13 protein-coding genes are annotated in these 16,585 nt (G+C 64.3%); 6 read left to right on the plus strand and 7 right to left on the minus strand.

Features of this window, described 5'->3' with window-relative positions; all coding sequences use genetic code 11:
• Positions 1 to 6: 6 nt before the first annotated feature.
• The 6 genes from P6U31_RS25435 to P6U31_RS25460 are packed head-to-tail and all read left to right on the plus strand — an operon-like array spanning position 7 to position 6,211.
• Positions 7 to 717 carry a DUF1028 domain-containing protein gene (locus P6U31_RS25435; protein ID WP_407184507.1) on the plus strand — a complete coding sequence of 237 codons (711 nt, stop codon included), beginning with the start codon at positions 7 to 9 and terminating at the stop codon, positions 715 to 717.
• Positions 714 to 1,703 carry an ABC transporter ATP-binding protein gene (locus P6U31_RS25440; protein ID WP_407184508.1) on the plus strand — a complete coding sequence of 330 codons (990 nt, stop codon included), beginning with the start codon at positions 714 to 716 and terminating at the stop codon, positions 1,701 to 1,703. The genes P6U31_RS25435 and P6U31_RS25440 overlap by 4 nt, the downstream gene beginning before the upstream one ends.
• On the plus strand, positions 1,703 to 2,803 hold the full coding sequence (locus P6U31_RS25445) for an ABC transporter ATP-binding protein (RefSeq protein WP_407184509.1): 1,101 nt from the start codon (positions 1,703 to 1,705) through the stop codon (positions 2,801 to 2,803). Before P6U31_RS25440 ends, P6U31_RS25445 begins: the two co-directional genes overlap by 1 nt.
• 23 nt (positions 2,804 to 2,826) lie before the next feature.
• Positions 2,827 to 4,350, plus strand: coding sequence for an ABC transporter substrate-binding protein (locus P6U31_RS25450; RefSeq protein WP_407184510.1), 1,524 nt, complete (start codon positions 2,827 to 2,829; stop codon positions 4,348 to 4,350).
• A 31-nt stretch (positions 4,351 to 4,381) separates the two neighbouring features.
• Complete coding sequence (locus tag P6U31_RS25455; RefSeq protein ID WP_407184511.1) at positions 4,382 to 5,323, plus strand: ABC transporter permease; 942 nt, start codon at positions 4,382 to 4,384, stop codon at positions 5,321 to 5,323.
• 3 nt (positions 5,324 to 5,326) lie between these two features.
• A complete protein-coding gene (locus tag P6U31_RS25460) occupies positions 5,327 to 6,211 on the plus strand; it encodes an ABC transporter permease (protein ID WP_407184512.1) in 885 nt (294 codons plus the stop codon).
• 65 nt (positions 6,212 to 6,276) lie between these two features.
• Here P6U31_RS25460 and P6U31_RS25465 read toward each other — a convergent pair whose 3' ends face one another.
• The 7 genes from P6U31_RS25465 to P6U31_RS25495 all read right to left on the minus strand — a co-directional run bounded on the left by P6U31_RS25465 (position 6,277) and on the right by P6U31_RS25495 (position 16,460).
• Entirely contained in the window at positions 6,277 to 7,020 is a 744-nt protein-coding gene (locus P6U31_RS25465; RefSeq protein ID WP_407184513.1) for a hypothetical protein, read from the minus strand.
• Between the two features lie 9 nt (positions 7,021 to 7,029).
• Positions 7,030 to 8,280, minus strand: coding sequence for an adenylate/guanylate cyclase domain-containing protein (locus P6U31_RS25470; RefSeq protein ID WP_407184514.1), 1,251 nt, complete (start codon positions 8,278 to 8,280; stop codon positions 7,030 to 7,032).
• Positions 8,277 to 8,666: a response regulator gene (locus P6U31_RS25475; RefSeq protein WP_128916953.1), complete on the minus strand. Its 390-nt coding sequence runs from the start codon at positions 8,664 to 8,666 to the stop codon at positions 8,277 to 8,279. Before P6U31_RS25475 ends, P6U31_RS25470 begins: the two co-directional genes overlap by 4 nt.
• Positions 8,663 to 11,239, minus strand: a complete 2,577-nt coding sequence (locus P6U31_RS25480) for an ATP-binding protein (RefSeq protein ID WP_407184515.1) — start codon at positions 11,237 to 11,239, stop codon at positions 8,663 to 8,665. Before P6U31_RS25480 ends, P6U31_RS25475 begins: the two co-directional genes overlap by 4 nt.
• Positions 11,240 to 11,398: 159 nt before the next feature.
• On the minus strand, positions 11,399 to 14,494 hold the full coding sequence (locus P6U31_RS25485) for a MexW/MexI family multidrug efflux RND transporter permease subunit (RefSeq protein WP_407184516.1): 3,096 nt from the start codon (positions 14,492 to 14,494) through the stop codon (positions 11,399 to 11,401).
• Between the two features lie 69 nt (positions 14,495 to 14,563).
• Positions 14,564 to 15,757, minus strand: coding sequence for an efflux RND transporter periplasmic adaptor subunit (locus P6U31_RS25490; protein ID WP_407184517.1), 1,194 nt, complete (start codon positions 15,755 to 15,757; stop codon positions 14,564 to 14,566).
• Between the two features lies 1 nt (position 15,758).
• Positions 15,759 to 16,460 carry a TetR/AcrR family transcriptional regulator gene (locus P6U31_RS25495; RefSeq protein WP_407189940.1) on the minus strand — a complete coding sequence of 234 codons (702 nt, stop codon included), beginning with the start codon at positions 16,458 to 16,460 and terminating at the stop codon, positions 15,759 to 15,761.
• Positions 16,461 to 16,585 lie beyond the last annotated feature (125 nt).

The following is a 16,585-nucleotide window of genomic DNA, read 5'->3' on the forward strand; positions in this document are numbered from 1 at the left end:
CAGCATATGACCTGGTCGATCATCGCGCGAGATCCTGCCACCGGCCAGTTCGGCATCGCCGTCGCAACCCGGTTCTTCGCCGTCGGCGCGCGCGTGCCGTATATCGCGGCCGGTCTCGGCGCCATCGCGACACAAGCCTTCGTCAATCCCTATTACGGCATCGACGGGGTCAAGCTCCTGCGCGAGGGTCTCAACGCGCACGACGTGCTCGCCGCGACGGTCGCGGCGGACAACGGACGCGAGAGCCGGCAGGTCCATATCATGGATGCGAGCGGCGCAATCGCCGCGCATACCGGGCGCGACTGCGTCGACTGGTGCGGTCACATCGCCGGCAGCGGGTTTTCGGTCGCCGGCAACATGCTGGCGGGCGCCGAGGTGCTCGACGAGACCGCAAAGACCTACATCGCCAGCGACACCCTGCCGTTCCCGCGCCGCCTCCTCGCGGCGATGCGTGCAGGGGAAGCCGCGGGTGGCGACAAGCGCGGCAAGCAATCTGCCGCGCTCTTGATCCACGGCGATGAGGAATGGCCGGCGCTGGACATTCGCGCCGACGACCATCCCGATCCGATCGGCGAGCTCGAACGGCTGGAACGGGTCAGCCAGGAGCTCTGGGTGCACTTCCGCGCGTCAATGCCGACGCGGCAGAACCCTGCCGGCAACACCGATCGCAGCGTCATCGACGCCAGCATCAACGTAGCGCGCGCAAGGCAATCATGAGCGCGAGCCCCCTCATCGAGATCACAGATCTTCGAATCCGCTTTCATGGCGACGACGGCCGTGTCACCCACGCCGTCGACAGCGTCGATCTCAGCGTCGCCAACGGCGCGACGCTCGGCCTCGTCGGAGAATCCGGCTGCGGCAAGAGCGTGACGTCGCTGGCGATCATGGGCCTGCTGCCGAAGCAAAGCGCGGAGATCACTGGCGCGATCCGTTTTGACGGTTTCGACTTACTGAAGACGCCTGACCAGACGTTGCGCGACCTGCGCGGCAACCGGCTGGCGATGATCTTCCAGGAGCCGATGACCTCGCTGAACCCGAGCTTCACCATCGGCGACCAGATCATCGAGACCATCTTGCGCCATCGCGGCGGCTCACGGAAGAGCGCGCGCGAGCGGGCGATCGAGTTGTTGCGCCGCGTCCATATTCCCTCACCGGAGCGGCGGATCGACGAATATCCGCACAAGCTCTCCGGCGGCATGCGCCAGCGCGTGATGATCGCGATGGCGCTCGCCTGCGATCCGCGCCTCCTGATCGCCGACGAGCCGACCACCGCGCTCGACGTCACCCTGCAGGCTCAGATCCTGGAGCTGATGCGCGAATTGAAGGCCGCGAGCGGCGCCGCGATCATCCTGATCACCCACGATCTCGGCGTCGTCGCCGAGGTCTGCGACGAGGTCGCGGTGATGTATGCCGGCGAGATCGTCGAGCGCGCGCCGGTGGACGACTTGTTCTCGACGCCGCAGCACCCTTACACGGTCGGCCTGCTCGGCTCGATCCCCCGGCTCGACCATCGCGCCGAGCAGCTCGCAACGATCGAGGGCATGGTCCCGAACATGGCGCAGCCACCGGCCGGCTGCCGCTTCGCCGCGCGCTGCCCCTTCGTGCTCGACGCCTGCGCCAAGGCGCCGCCGCCACTCGTCGAAGTCAGCCCCGGCCACCTCTCGCGCTGCATCCGCGCGCCGCTCGAACGGCTGGTGTCGTGATGGCGCTGCTCGAGGTCGACGACCTGGTCAAGCATTTCGTCGCCGAGCGCTCGCTGTTCGGCCGGCCGCTGGCACACGTCAAGGCGGTCGACGGCGTTTCCTTCTCGCTCGAAGCCGGCAAGACGCTGGCGCTGGTCGGCGAATCCGGCTGCGGCAAATCCACCGTCAGCCGCCTCGTGCTGCGGCTGATCGAGCCGGATGCAGGCGCGATCCGCTTCGACGGCCGCGACCTGCGCGCGCTCGATGCCGGCGGCTTGCGCGCCTTCCGCCGCGAGGCGCAGATCATCTTTCAGGACCCCTACGCCTCCCTCAATCCGCGCATGACGGTAGGCCAGATCCTGACCGAGCCGCTGGCACTGCACGATCTCGTACCGCCGGCGCAGCGGCACGCCCGCGTTGCCGAGCTTTTGCGGCTGGTCGGGCTGGAGCCGCGGCTGGCGCGGCGCTATCCGCACGAATTCTCGGGCGGCCAGCGCCAGCGCATCGCCATCGCCCGCGCGCTCGCGGTCGAGCCGAAGCTGATCATCTGCGACGAGCCGGTCTCGGCGCTCGACGTCTCGATCCGCTCGCAGATCCTGAACCTGCTGCGCGAGCTGCAGGATCGGCTCGGCCTCGCCTATATCTTCGTCTCGCACGACCTCGCCGTGGTCAAGCACATCGCCGACCACGTCGCGGTGATGAATCTCGGCCAGATCGTCGAGACCGCGGAGGCCGACGCGTTGTTCGCCGCGCCGCGCCACCCCTATAGCCGTGCCCTCCTGTCCGCGATCCCCGTGCCCAAACCGCGGGCAAAGAGCAGCCGGATTGTGCTGCAGGGAGAGATCCCCAGCGCCCTCAATCCGCCGCCGGGATGCCGCTTCCACACCCGCTGCCCCTATGCGGTCGACCGCTGCCGCAACGAAATGCCCGGGCTCGTGGCGGATGGCATCGGACATGCAACGGCCTGCCACCGAACATCCGAACTGCCGTCCTCGGCGGCAATCGTTCCCATGGATGGCGGCTTCTCGCCAGTCCTGGAAAAATTGGTCGCAGCCTTCAGCGGCGGGCCGGAAGCAGCACGCGGCGGCGGGGTTAGTTCAGCTGGGGCGCCTCCCGCGTAGAGGTAAAACAGAGGTTGAGAGCGATGAGCTTCATGCGTTTGACCATCCTGGCGTCGGCCCTGCTGACGTCGCTCGTGGGCACGGCCCAAAGCCAAGTCCAGGCCCAGACCACGCTTCGCATCGGGATCGCTGAAGATCCTGATATTCTCGATCCCAGCGTCGGCCGCACCTATGTCGGCCGCATCGTGTTCTCCGCGTTCTGCGACAAGCTGTTCGACATCGACGAGAAGCTCAACATCGTGCCGCAGCTGGCGCTGTCCCACGAAACCTCGGCCGACGGCAAGGAGATGACGATCAAGCTCCGACCGGGCGTCAAATTCCACGACGGCGAGCCGCTGGACGCGGAGGCGGCAAAATTCTCGATCGAGCGTCACATGACGCTGCCGACTTCGTTCCGGAAATCCGAGCTTGCCAGCGTCGACCATGTCGAGGTGGTCGATCCCCTCACCATCAAGCTGGTGCTGAAGACGCCCTACTCGCCGCTGATCGCCCAACTCACCGACCGCTCCGGCATGATGGTGTCGCCGAAGGCGGCGAAGGAAGCCGGCGACAAGTTCGGCCTGCATCCGGTCTGCGCCGGCCCATACAAATTCGTCGAGCGCGTCCAGCAGGACCGCATGGTATTCGAGAAGTTCGCGGACTACTGGAACAAGGACAACCTTCACATCGACCGTGTCGTGTTCTTGCCGATCATCGATTCGACGGTGCGGCTTGCCAACCTGAAATCCGGCGCGCTCGACCTGATCGAACGCGTGCTGGCGACCGACATCAAGGATGTCCGCGCCGACCCCAAGCTGGTGCTGTCGACGGCCCCCGAGCTCGGCTATCAAGGCCTGACCATCAACATCGGCAACGACAAGGCCAAGGGGCCGCTCAGCCAGTCGGCGAAGGTGCGCCAGGCGCTCAGCCTGTCGATCGATCGCGAGGCCATCAACCAGGTCGTCTTCAACGGCGAGTTCACGGCGGGCAATCAGTGGGTCAGCCCGACGCACCCCTATTACCAGAAGGCGTTTCCCATTCCGGGCCGCGATATCGCCAAGGCCAAGGCGCTGCTGAAGGAAGCAGGCGTCAGCCTCCCCGTCACCGTCGACTACATGGTCCCCAAGGGCACCGAATACGAGGCCGTGGCCCAGGTGGTGCAGTCCATGGCCGCGGAAGCCGGCTTCGACATCAAGATCCGCGCCGTCGAATTCGCGACCACCTTCAAACAGGCCCAGGCCGGCGAATTCCAGGTGTTCCAGATCAACTGGAGCGGCCGCATCGACCCCGACGGCAACTCCTACATCTTCATGCGCAGCAAGGCGCCGCAGAACGATGGGGGCTATTCCAACCCCGAGGCCGACAAGCTGCTGGAAGAGGGTCGCGCCACATCCAACGTCGACGAGCGCAAGGCGATCTATGCCAAGCTGACCAAGGTCCTGCTCGACGACCTGCCGATCATCTACATCTATCATCGTACGCTGCTGATCGCGCACACGAAGAAGCTCGAAGGCTACCGGCAGATGCCCGACGGGCTGGTGCGCGTGGTCGGGCTGAAGTTCAAGTGATCGTCACAGCCTCCATGACGCGATCGGCCTCATGCTGAACTTCCTCGCCCGCCGCATCGCGCAGATCGTACCGACACTGTTCTTCGTGTCGGTGCTGATCTTCTCGTTGCAACAATTACTGCCGGGCGATCCTGCCCTGGTGATGGCCGGCGAGGAGCGCGATCCCGCCGTGATCGAGCAGATCCGCCAGCAGTACAGGCTCGATCAGCCGATTCCCGTGCAATACGTCTATTGGCTCAAGGGCGTGCTGACAGGCAATTTCGGCGAGTCCCTGCGCAATAAGATGCCGGTGCGCGAGCTGATCGCGCAGAAGCTGCCGGTGACGCTACAGCTCGGCTCGATGGCGATCCTGATCGCGTTCCTCATCGGCATTCCCGCCGGCATCGTCTCGGCTGTCAAGAAGGGCACGGTCTGGGACTACGGCGCCAATCTGTTCGCGTTGTGGGGAATCTCGACGCCGAATTTCTGGCTTGGAATCCTGTTGATCTTCCTGTTCTCGATTGAGCTCGGCTGGCTTCCGGCCTCCGGCTACGTGCCGCTCACCGAGAACTGGCGCGCCAGCTTGGCTGCCACCATCATGCCGGCTTTCGTGCTTGGCAATGCGATCTCCGCTGTGCTGATGCGGCATACCCGCAGCGCCATGCTCCAGGTGCTGGAGAGCGACTATGTTCGCACCGCGCGCGCCAAGGGCCTGTCGGAGCGCTCCGTCATCCTCAAGCACGCCATGCGCAATGCGCTGACGCCCGTCATCACGCTCGGCGCGCTCGAGCTCGGCACGCTGCTCTCGGGCGCGGTCCTGACCGAGCAGATCTTCTCCATTCCCGGCTTCGGCAAGCTGATCGTGGATGCCGTCTTCAACCGCGATTATGCCGTGGTGCAGGGCGTCGTGCTGGTGACGGCCACGGTCTACATCACGCTGAATCTCGTCGCCGACATCGCCTATATCCTCGTCAACCCGCGGCTTCGGGGCTAGATCATGACCGACGCCGCGCTGCCGAGCCCTCTCACGCATGCCGACGAGCTGGACAACCCCGCCCGCCGCGCGCGTCGGCGGCTGTTCAAGCGCAAGGCGGCGGTGTTCGGGCTCGTGGTGCTCACGATGTTCATCGTGCTTGCCGCGTTGGCTCCGCTCATCGTGCCTTATGATCCCATCGCGACGAGCTGGAGCCTGGTGCGCAAGCCGCCGACCGCGGCGCACTGGTTCGGCACCGACGAGCTCGGCCGCGATATCCTCAGCCGCGTCGTCTACGGCGCGCGCGCCTCCCTGCTGGCAGGCCTCATCTCGGTTGCGATCGCGCTCGGCATCGGCGTGCCGCTCGGCCTCCTTGCCGGCTATCGCGGCGGCTTCGTCGATGCGCTGATCAGCCGGATCACGGACGCGATGCTGGCATGCCCGTTCCTGATTCTGGCGATCGCGCTCGCCGCATTCCTCGGTCCGAGCCTCGGCAATGCCATGATCGCGATCGGCATCTCGGCAACCCCGATCTTCGTCCGCCTGACCCGCGGCCAGGTGCTCGTCGTCAAGGCCGAGGACTATGTCGAGGCCGCGCGCGCGCTCGGCAATCCGCCATGGCGGATCGCACTCTCGCATATCCTGCCGAACATCCTGCCGGCGCTGCTGGTGCAGGCGACGCTTTCGATTGCCGCCGCCATCATCGCCGAGGCTGCGCTGTCGTTCCTTGGCCTCGGCCAGCAGCCGCCGGCGCCGTCCTGGGGCAGCATGCTCAACGCCGCGCAGCGCTTCCTGACCCAAGCGCCGTGGATGGCGATCTGGCCGGGGCTTGCGATCTTCCTCGTGGTGTTGTCGCTGAACCTGCTCGGCGACGGCTTGCGCGACGCGCTCGACCCAAGGCAGCGCTGAAGTCGTGTCGGGGTCGCCCTCCACCTCTCTCCGACGGGGAGAGGTGAAGAACGCGTGTCGGTTGTTCAGATCACCACTTCCCGCATCACGCGGCGGCAATCCATCTCGTATTCGAGATCGACCACCGGCGGCCGGGCAAAATGCCAGGTCAGGCCGGAGCGCAACGCGCCGGGGCGGACCAACTCATCGGCGAGCGCGTGGTGGAAGTCGTGCACGGAATAGGCCTGCACGCCTGTCGTGTCCTTCCAGCCGACTCCCAGCGCCGCCATCCGGTGCTCCATCTGCGAGGTGGTGAAGCGCACCTTCTCCCGCAGCCCCTCCGGGCTGAGATCACGATAGCGCACGGTGCGCTCGACATAGGTCCCGCTGCCTTCGCGTGCCTCGGCGCCCCCGGCGATCACGAAAGACGGGGCTTTGGAGCGGGTCGGACGGGTGAAGGAGAACGCATAGAACGATGGCTCGGACGGCGGATCAATCTCGGGACAGACATTGCTGCGCGCCACCGGATTGGTGGTGCCGTCGAAGATGCCCCATTCCGACAGCGTCTTCACATAGTGCAGGTTGAACGCGCGAAAGCCTTCCTCGCTGAAAGCCGCTGGTGAACGCAATTCGCAGGCGCAGAACGCCGTCAGCGGGCGGCCTGCCTCCTGGATGAACTTTGCAGCCAGCGCAAACCCGTCCGCGAGCGGCACCAGACGGTCAAAGCGGACGCGTTCGATCTCGTAGCCGTCATCTGCAGCAGCCCCCGCTGAATATTGAAACACGGACGGAATGAAGCGGTAATTGCCGGCAGAGAACTCGCGCGTCATGACGAACTCCTATTCAAGCTGCATGCGAATACCCTTGGCGCCGTTGAGCAGGCGCTTCAGGTGAAAGCCGGCCAGGGAATCGTTGGCGTGCATGCCGACCAGCGCGGCAAAGGCCGGCATGGCCGCGGCATCGCCGGCCTCCATCTTGGCGAAGGCCTCACAATATTGTGCCGTCGCCGGCGCTTCGAATTTGGCCTGCGGCAGCGGTTCATACGCACGCAGCGGCTCGCTGCGCCCGCGCAGCATCAGATCGCCCACGGGACGCCCATGGAAATTTGCAGCCCCCTTGGCCACACTGTCGCTGACGCAGATGCGTGTACCCAGATGCTTGTTGGCAGCCTCCAGCCGCGCCGCTGTATTGATGGTGTCCCCATAGGCCGTGTAGTCGAAGAAACGGTTGCCGCCAAAATTACCGACCAGCGCCGGGCCGGCATGGGCACCGATGCGGGTGGTCCCGAAATTCACGCCTCTCGCCTTCCAGCGCGCCGAAAAGTCCTCGGCCCAGGCGTCGAGATCATGGGCACAGGCCACCGCACGCGTCGCATAGTCCGGCTGATCGCCGGGGGCATTGAACAGCACTTGAATCGCATCACCGATGATCTTGGCGACTGTCCCTTCGTGGGCGAAGACGATCTCGGTCATGCCGCCGACATATTCGTTGAGGAGCTCGCCGAGCGTCTGCGGGGGCGCGGTCTCGACCAGCGAGGTGAAGCCGGTGATGTCGGTGAAGAGGGTGGCGACATCGCGCCACTGCACCTCCATGCCGTCACCGTCGACATCTGCCGCCAGGCGCCTTGCGATCTCGGGCGAGAAGAAACGTGACAGCGCGGCGTGGGCGCGCTCGGCTTCCGCCTGGCGCCGCCGCACCTCGCGCAGCATCTCGACATGGCGGATGGTCTTCTGGATCGTGGTCTCCAGGTCGGCGAAGTCGATCGGCTTGGTCAGGAAGTCGAACGCACCGCGGTTCATGGCGGTGCGGATATTGCTCATGTCGCCATAGGCGGAGACGATGATGGTCGACTTCTTGTCCTCGGCCTCCTGAAGCTTGGCGAGCAGCGACAGCCCGTCCATCCTGGGCATGTTGATGTCGGAGACGACCATGTCGACTTGCGGATTCTGCTCGAGCGAGGCCAGCGCCTCGATGCCGTCGCGTGCGAACATGATCGTGACCTCTCCGTCGCGAATCTGCCTGCGGAACTTCTGCAGGACCAGCGCCTCGAGATCAGGCTCGTCGTCGACGAAGAGGATGGTCGCGCTCATGCGGCTTGCTCGAGCCTCGTGTCGATCTCCTGTCGCAACAGCGCGAAATCGATCGGCTTGGTCAGGAGCCCGACGGCGCCGCGCTCGATCGCCTTGCGGCGCGTCTCGGCGTCGCCATAGGCCGTGATCATGATGACCGGGACGTCCGGATGCGCGGCGCGGACCTTCGGCAGCATGTCAAGCCCACTCATGCCGGGCATGTTGATGTCCGACAGGATCAGGATCAACGAGGGGTCCCGGATCTCTGCGGCGCGCTTGAGCGCATCGGGCGCAGACGCGGCGAACTCCATCTGGAAGCGACCGGCGCGTAGCTCGCGCCGGAATTGCTGGCGGAACAGGGCCTCGACGTCAGGCTCGTCGTCGACGACCAGGATGTAAACGTTCAAGTCTTGCCTCCGGAAGTGCCAGTCGCCGCCATCGTCCGCGGCAGCGTGATGATGAATTCGGTGAATACACCGGGCTCTGTGTTCACGTCGATGGTGCCGCCATGCTGTTTCACGACGATGTCATGGCTCATGGACAGGCCGAGCCCGGTGCCTTCGCCGGCGGGCTTGGTGGTGAAGAAGGGATTGAACATTTTCTCCTTCACCTCGGGCGGAATCCCCGTGCCGTTGTCGCGGATCCGGATTTCCACCCTGCCGCCGAGGTCCTTGGTTGCCGCGCTCAAGGTAGGCTCGAACACCTCGCCCGCGCTCTCCTTGCGCTTGGCAGTGGCATAGAAGCCGTTTGAGATCAGGTTGAGGAAGACGCGCGTGATCTCCTGCGGATAGATGTCGACCATGCCGGCCGCGGGATCGAGCGCGCGCTGGAGCGTGACGTTGAAGGAGGGCCGTTCGGCGCGCGCGCCGTGATAGGCCAGATTGAGGCTTTCCTCGACGACGGCATTGATGTCGACGGCGCGGTGCTCGCCGGAGCCCTCGCGCGAGTGCAACAGCATGTTCCTGACGATCGAATCGGCGCGCTTGCCGTGCTGCACGACCTTTTCGAGGTTGCCCTTGAGCATCTGGGTGAGCTCGCCGACCTCTTCCTTGGTCTTGCCGTCGAGACCCGCCGCTTCGATCACCTCGTTGAGCTCGTCGATCAGCTCGGTCGACAGAGCGGAAAAATTGTTGACGAAGTTGAGCGGGTTCTTGATCTCGTGCGCGATGCCGGCGGTGAGCTGGCCGAGCGAGGCGAGCTTCTCGGTCTGGACCAGACGGTCCTGCGCGGTGCGCAGATCGTTCAGGGATTGGGATAGCTCTCGCGTGCGCTCCTGAACCTCCTCGAACAAACGCGCGTTCTCGATAGCGATGACAGCCTGATCGGCAAAGGTCGCAATGAGCTCTATCTGCTTAGTCGAAAATGCACGAACTTCACGGCGCGTAAGCACGAACACGCCGATTGGAAATCCCTCGCGGAGCATAGGAACGGCGAGCCGCGTTCGCGCAGGGTCCGGATCACCAGGCACCACCATCCAGGAATCGGCATCGTCATAGTTGATGTGGATGATCTTACGTTCATCCAATGCGCGGCCCACCGCTGATGCGCTCCCAGCCCTGAAGAGATATCCGCCGAGGAACTGCTTCTTCTCAGGCGTCAGGCCACAATGCGCGGCAAGGCGATAAGCCCCGTCTCGTGGCTGGAGAATGATTCCCTCATCTGCCTCGCATAGCAGCGTCGCAGACTCGACGAGGGTATCGAGGACAGTCTGAAGGTTGAATGTCGAACGGCTGATGACTTTCAGCACGTCGGCGGTCGCAGTCTGCTGCTGCAAGGACTCGCTCAATTCCGCAGTTCGCCGTTCGACCTTGTTTTCCAGGTCCGCATAGGATTCCTGCAGGCGCGCGCCCATGTCGTTGAACTGGTCGGCCAGTCCCTCGAGCTCGTCGCCGGTGTTGATCGAGATACGTTGCGAGAAGTCACCGCCGCCCATTCGCTCGGCGCCTCTGCGCAGTGCCTGGATCGGCCCGACCATGCGGCGCGCCAGGAATATCCCCGCAAGCACCGCAAAGATCGACGCCGCGAGCAGCACGATCGCGAGCCGCTGCAGCGAGGCGTAGAGCGACGCATAGGCCTCCTCGACCGGCAGCTCGACGAACATGGTCCAGTGCAGCGGCTCGATTGGAGCCGATGCCGTCAGGACCTTCTGGCCCTGGACGTTGTGCGCCTCCTCGAGCGCATCCGGCATATTGCCGCCGGCAGATTGCGCGGCACGCACCTGCGCGAGGCCGGACATGTCGGTGTTGCGCAGCACGAGACTGATGTCGGGATGCGCGATCAGGCGGCCCTCCGGGCCGACGACATAAGCGTGCCCGCGCCGACCGACCTTGATCTGGGAGACCACGTCCCAGATCAGCTTGAGATTGACCTCGGCGATGCTGACGCCGGCATCCTTGCGTGCGCCGGCCAATGACAGCGTCATGTAGGGCTCGGACTCCCGGCGGAAATAGACAGGCCCGTAATAGACCTTGTGCGCGACCGCCTCGGTGAACTTCGGATCACCGGACAGGTCGATCCCACTCTCGATCGCGTCCATCGCCAGCCGCGAGACCCGCAACCGTTCCTTGCCGGTCGAATCCACCTGGGCAAGCTCGGTGATGGCCGGCACCTGCCGCAGCAGCCGCAGCGCGTCGAACCGGCGCTGCTCGATCGAGCCGGCCGACCACGGCAGCTGCGTGGTCCAGCCGAGCTGGCTTTCGATCTCCTTGACGAATTGACCGATCTTGGCCGCGGCCGCCTCGGCTTGCTCGTGCTGGACCCGGATCAACGAAGCCTTGTGCTCGCGATAATAGAAGAAGACCTCGAACAGGCCGTTGGCGAGCAGCGCAATGGCGACGACGGCCACGAACAGCGCGACATATTTGGTGAACAACCGGCTCCGGATCCCCCGTCCCGCAACCGCGCCGGCGGCAGCACCGGCTGGAGCCGTGCTCGGCAACGTCCTGGCTTGCGGGGTGTCGGGGTGGAGGGAGAGGCTCATCCCGCGGAACCTAGCAAGAAGAGCGGACCTTGTCTTTCGCAAGCGCGAGAAGCCCACGGCCCGATGGCCGCGGCGCCAAATCGCCGATGCGATGGCAGAACGAAAAAGGGCGGCAACGGTCTGCCCGCTGCCGCCCTCTGGTTCGCTTGCCCGGCCGCCTCAGGTCGGCCGCAGGGCCTTGGTGCCGAGATCGAGCTCGTTGACCTCTTTGTTCCGGTTGGAATCGGCTGCCGCGCGGTGGTCGGTCGCCAGCACGACGTACACCGCCGGCAGCACGAACAGGGTGAACAGCGTGCCGATCGACATGCCGGCCACGACGACCAAGCCGATCGAGAAGCGACTGGCCGCGCCCGCGCCGGTCGCGGTCAGAAGCGGGATCAGGCCGGTCACCATCGCGGCAGTCGTCATCAGGATCGGCCGCAGGCGGATGCGAGCCGACATTTCGATGGCCGAGCGGCGGTCGAGCCGCTCGTTGACCTGGAGCTCGTTGGCGAACTCCACCATCAGGATGCCGTGCTTGGTGATCAGGCCGACCAGGGTGAGAAGACCGACCTGCGTGTAGATGTTCATGGTGGCGACGCCGAAGAACAGCGGTATCAGCGCGCCGACGATCGCCATCGGCACCGAGATCATGATCACCAGCGGATCGCGCAAGCTCTCGAACTGCGCCGCCAGCACCAGGAAGATGATGATCAGCGCGAAGCCGAAGGTGATCGCGAGCTGGTTGCCTTCCTGAACATATTGCCGGCTGTCCGCCAGATAGTCGTGGCTGAAGCCCTGCGGCAGCTTCTTGGCCTCGCCTTCGAGGAAGTCGACCGCCGCGCCGACTGTCACGCCGGGCATCGGCACCGCCGAGAACGTCGCGGAATTCAGCTGATTGTAATGCGTCAGCGAATTCGGATCGGTCTTGGTTTCGATCGACACCACCGTCGACAGCGGAAGCTGCTGGCCGGTGTTGGTCGTCACGTAGTAACCGCCGAGCGATTCCGGCGACAGCCGCTTGGCGCGCGGCACCTGCGGAATCACCTGGTAGGAGCGCCCCTCCAAATTGAAGCGGTTGATGTAGTTGCCGCCGAGCAGGACCGCGAGCGTGGCGCCGAGGTTCTGCATGTTGACGCCGAGGTCCTGCGCCTTGCTGCGGTCGATCGTCACCTTCACGTTGGGCTGGTTGTAGTTGAGGTCGCTGTCGGAGACGATGAACATGCCGCTCTTGCGCGCAGCGTCCTTCAACTTCTCCATCTGCTCATAGACCGTCTGGAAGCCGGCGGTGGAGTTGATCACCATCTGCACCGGCAGGCCGCCCGGCCCGCCCGGCAGCGGCGGCAGGTTGAACGCGAAAGCCTGCACGCCCTCGATCTTGGAGAGCTCGGCCTGCACCAGCGGCTTCAGCTGGATCGACGAGCGCTTGCGCTCGTCCCAGGGCTTGAGCAGCATGCCGGCGATGCCGCCTTGCGGGCCGTTGATGCCATTGAGCACGAAGCGCAGATCGGTCTCGGGGAATTTCTGGAATTCCTTGTCGAGCTTTTCGCCGTAGAAATCGACATAGTCGATGTTGGCGTATTTCGGCGCCTTGGTCACCGCGAACACGATGCCCTGATCCTCCTCGGGTGCCAGCTCCTTCGACGTATGCATGTAGAGGAACCCGACGAGCCCGAGAATGGTTATGGCGAACAGGCCGGTGACCGCCTTGTAGTCGAGCGAGCGGTCGAGTCTGCGGCCATACCAGCGCGTGAGCGCGCCGAACACTCGGTTGACGAGCTTGGCGAAGCGGCCCTCTTCGGTATTCTTCAGCAGCACCGAGCACATCATCGGCGACAAGGTCAGCGCGATCACGCCCGACACGATCACCGAGCCCGCCAACGTGAAGGCGAATTCGCGGAACAGCGAACCGGTGAGGCCGCCAAGAAAGCCGATCGGCGCGTACACCGCCGCGAGCGTGATGGTCATCGAGATGACCGGACCGACGATTTCACGCGCGCCTTGCAGTGAGGCCTGGACCGGCGTCTTGCCCTCCTCCAGATGGCGATGGATGTTCTCCACCACAACGATGGCGTCGTCGACCACGAGGCCGATCGCCAGCACCATCGCGAGCAGTGTCAAGAGGTTGAAGCTGAAGCCCAGCGCCAGCATCAGGGTGCAGACGCCGATCATCGACAAGGGGATCGTGACGACGGGAATGATGACCGAGCGCAGCGAGGCCAGGAACAGGAAGATAACCACGATCACGATGATCACGGCTTCGCCCAGCGTCTTCTCCACCTCGTCGATCGAGGATTGGATGAACTTGGTCGAGTCGTAGGCGACCTTCATCTTCATCGACGGCGGCAGATTGCGCTCGAGCTCGGGGAACAAGGCGCGCACGCCCTTGACCAGCGTCAGCGGGTTGCCCTGCGGCGTCGCGTTCACGCCGATGAAGATCGCATGTTCGCCGTTGAAGGCGACGCTCGCGTCCGTGCTTTGTGCGGCAAGCTCGACGGTGGCGATGTCCTCCATCCGCACGAAGCCGCCGTCCTTGGCCTTGACGATCATCTTCTTGAACTGGTTGACGTCGGTCAGGCCCGTATTCGTCGAGACGTTCGAGACGATCAGATAGCCCTTGGTCTGGCCCGCCGCGGACTGGAAATTGTTGGCGGTGATCGCCGCGGCGACGTCACCCGGCGACACGTTGCGGCCGGCCATTTTCTCGGGATCGAGCCACAGCCGCATCGCGAAAGTCTGCCCGCCGAGGATGTCGGCGGAGGCCACGCCATCGACCGTCGACAGCACCGGCTGCACCACACGCGTCAGATAATCCGAGATCGCCGAGCCCGACAGCTCCTCGGAGGAGAAGCCGATATACATCACGGCCGTGGTCTGGCCGGTGGTCTTGGTAACGATCGGGTCGTTGGATTCCTTCGGGATCAGGTATTTGACCGAATTCGTCTTCGCCAGCACCTCGGTCAGCGCCTGGTTCGGATCGAAGTTCAGCTTGATGTAGACCTGGATCGTCGAGGTGCCGAGCACCGAGGACGAGGTGATGTAGTCGACGCCCTCGGCGGAGGCGACCGCCTGCTCGATCGGAGTCGTGATGAAGCCCTGGATCAGGTCAGCGGACGCGCCGGGATAAACGGTCGTGATGTTGATGACCGTGTTCGACAGCTTGGGATATTGGCGGATCGGCAGCACCATCGCCGCGCGCAGGCCGATCAGCAAGATCAACAGGCTGACGACGACCGACAGGACCGGGCGTTTGATGAAGATGTCGGTAAAGCGCATCGCGGCGATCTCGATTTCTTTGTCTCAAGAGAAATGATCCGGCCAGGCCGGATCATTTGAATGTCATGATCAGTAGCGCGGCGGCTGCGCCGGGATCGGCGGAGCCGGATCGGTCGAGATCGCCACCGCCGCACCGGATTGCAGCTTGAGCTGGCCGACGGCGACGACCTTGTCGCCTGCCTTCAGGCCCTTGACGATTTCGACGCGGCCTTCGACCCGATTGCCGGTCTGCACGAAGGTGCGCACCGCAGAGAGGCTGGTCTTGCCGTCCGCTTCCTTCTTCTCGGTGATCACGAACACCGAGTCGCCGTACAGCGTATAGTCGACCGCCGTCTCCGGAACGGTGATCACGGCCGGTTTCTCCGGCAGCACCACCGTGGTGGTCACGAACATGCCGGGCTTCAGAATCTTCTCAGGATTGGCGATCGTCGCCTGCACCCGAATGTTGCGGGTGTCGGAGGCGATCTGCGGCTCGATCGTGGTGATCTTGCCTTCGAAGGTACGACCTGGATAGGCGTCGACCTTCAGCCGGACCGTCTGGCCGACCTTGAGGCTGCCGGAATCCTTTTCGGTCACCGTGAAGTTGGCCCACAACTCCGACAGATCGGTCAGCGAGACGATGGCGGTGCCGGCCGTGAGATATTGGCCGACCTCGACCTTGCGCATGCCGAGCTCGCCGGCGAACGGCGCACGCACCAGCTTCTGCGAGATCAAGGCTTCGGTCTTGGCGATACCCGCCTGCGCCTGGTCGTAGGCGGCCTGCGCCTGGTCGACGGTCGCCTGCGGACCGAATTGGCGAGACGCCAGCTGCTTGGCGCGGTCGAGCGACAGCTGCGCGACGGTTGCCTGGGCCTTGTAATTGGCGAGGTCGCCCTGCTCCGGCGCATCGAACAGCTGCACCAGAGGTGTGCCGGCTTCGACGCGCGTGCCCGGCACGAACTTGATGTCGGTGACGCGGCCGTTGACGTCGGCGCTGACGTCGACCTGGTGCACAGCGACGAGGCTGCCGACCGCGGTGAGCAGGTTCGGCACCACCTCAGACTTCGCCTCGGCCGCGCTGACGGAGGTCGGCGGCGGCTTGTTGTTGGCGAAGAACTGCTTGATCATCTGGCCGCGGAAATAGTTGAACCAGACCAGGCCGCCCACCAGCACGGCCAGAAGCGTACCGACGATGATGAACCAGAGCACCGGCCGGACCGGACGCTTGGGAGCCTTATTGTCGATCGGTTCGCCCGAAATCTTGTGTTCGGCTACGATGTTCATGTCATGCACTTTCTGCAATCGCCGTTCTGCCGGCATCCGCGGCCTGATTGTGGCTCAGATGCGAAGCAATTGCGGCGTCGTTAAGTCCGATACCCCTCAGGAGAAACTCGCACAGCTGCCGCTCGAGGTCTTCGGCCCTGCCGTAGACAAGGCAAGGCGTGGCCGGCAGCCTGGTCAGCGCGGCGGTCATCACCGTGTGATGCGCAAACCAGAACAGGTTGAGCGGTTCGCCGCCGTATGGACGCGCGTCACCGCTGGCAACGGCGCGTTCGAGCGAGGCGACGAAGATCGACCCGATCAGCGTCTCGATCTTTGCATACAGCAAACGGGCGAATTCGCCATCATCCAAATGGCTCGTGGCCATCAGTCGCAGCCGCTGCGCCTCTTCCTGATCCGGACCATCTGCGATGTGCAGGAAATGCTGGACCATGCCGCGGATCATTTCGACCAGCGTCGCGGTCGAAGGCTCGCGTTCGAGCAGCTCGGTGAGCGCCGGGTCGGCTTCGCATTCGTCGCTGAGGATTTCGGCGTAGAGCGCCGCCTTGGACGGGAAATGCTTGAACAGCAGCGCCTCGGAAATTGCCGCAGCAGCCGCCACGCTCTTCGTCGTGGTGCCGTTATAGCCATGTCGGGCAAAGCAGCGCTTCGCGGCACCGAGGATCAATTGACGCCTCAGGTCGCTCGTCATACGCAATGAGCTCATGCTTAGTGAGTAAGCACTCACCCACGCAAAAGTCAAGCACTATGTTGCATCGCAACCTAAGTGCGTTTTGATTTCAGTGGAAATTGGTCGGTCCTGCACGGGTCACGTGCAGGACCGACGCCTCG

Origin of the sequence: Bradyrhizobium centrosematis, from assembly GCF_045571495.1 — a bacterium.
In the GTDB taxonomy this organism is placed as follows: Bacteria; Pseudomonadota; Alphaproteobacteria; order Rhizobiales; family Xanthobacteraceae; genus Bradyrhizobium; species Bradyrhizobium centrosematis.

Excerpts from the sequence above, each read along its gene's own strand:
- P6U31_RS25435 (WP_407184507.1), top strand. The coding sequence starts at position 7 with ATGACCTGGTCGATCATCGCGCGAGATCCTGCCACCGGCCAGTTCGGC.
- P6U31_RS25440 (WP_407184508.1), top strand. The coding sequence starts at position 714 with ATGAGCGCGAGCCCCCTCATCGAGATCACAGATCTTCGAATCCGCTTT.
- P6U31_RS25445 (WP_407184509.1), top strand. The coding sequence starts at position 1,703 with ATGGCGCTGCTCGAGGTCGACGACCTGGTCAAGCATTTCGTCGCCGAG.
- P6U31_RS25450 (WP_407184510.1), top strand. The coding sequence starts at position 2,827 with ATGAGCTTCATGCGTTTGACCATCCTGGCGTCGGCCCTGCTGACGTCG.
- P6U31_RS25455 (WP_407184511.1), top strand. The coding sequence starts at position 4,382 with ATGCTGAACTTCCTCGCCCGCCGCATCGCGCAGATCGTACCGACACTG.
- P6U31_RS25460 (WP_407184512.1), top strand. The coding sequence starts at position 5,327 with ATGACCGACGCCGCGCTGCCGAGCCCTCTCACGCATGCCGACGAGCTG.
- P6U31_RS25465 (WP_407184513.1), bottom strand. The coding sequence starts at position 7,020 with ATGACGCGCGAGTTCTCTGCCGGCAATTACCGCTTCATTCCGTCCGTG.
- P6U31_RS25470 (WP_407184514.1), bottom strand. The coding sequence starts at position 8,280 with ATGAGCGCGACCATCCTCTTCGTCGACGACGAGCCTGATCTCGAGGCG.
- P6U31_RS25480 (WP_407184515.1), bottom strand. The coding sequence starts at position 11,239 with ATGAGCCTCTCCCTCCACCCCGACACCCCGCAAGCCAGGACGTTGCCG.
- P6U31_RS25485 (WP_407184516.1), bottom strand. The coding sequence starts at position 14,494 with ATGCGCTTTACCGACATCTTCATCAAACGCCCGGTCCTGTCGGTCGTC.
- P6U31_RS25490 (WP_407184517.1), bottom strand. The coding sequence starts at position 15,757 with ATGAACATCGTAGCCGAACACAAGATTTCGGGCGAACCGATCGACAAT.
- P6U31_RS25495 (WP_407189940.1), bottom strand. The coding sequence starts at position 16,460 with ATGAGCTCATTGCGTATGACGAGCGACCTGAGGCGTCAATTGATCCTC.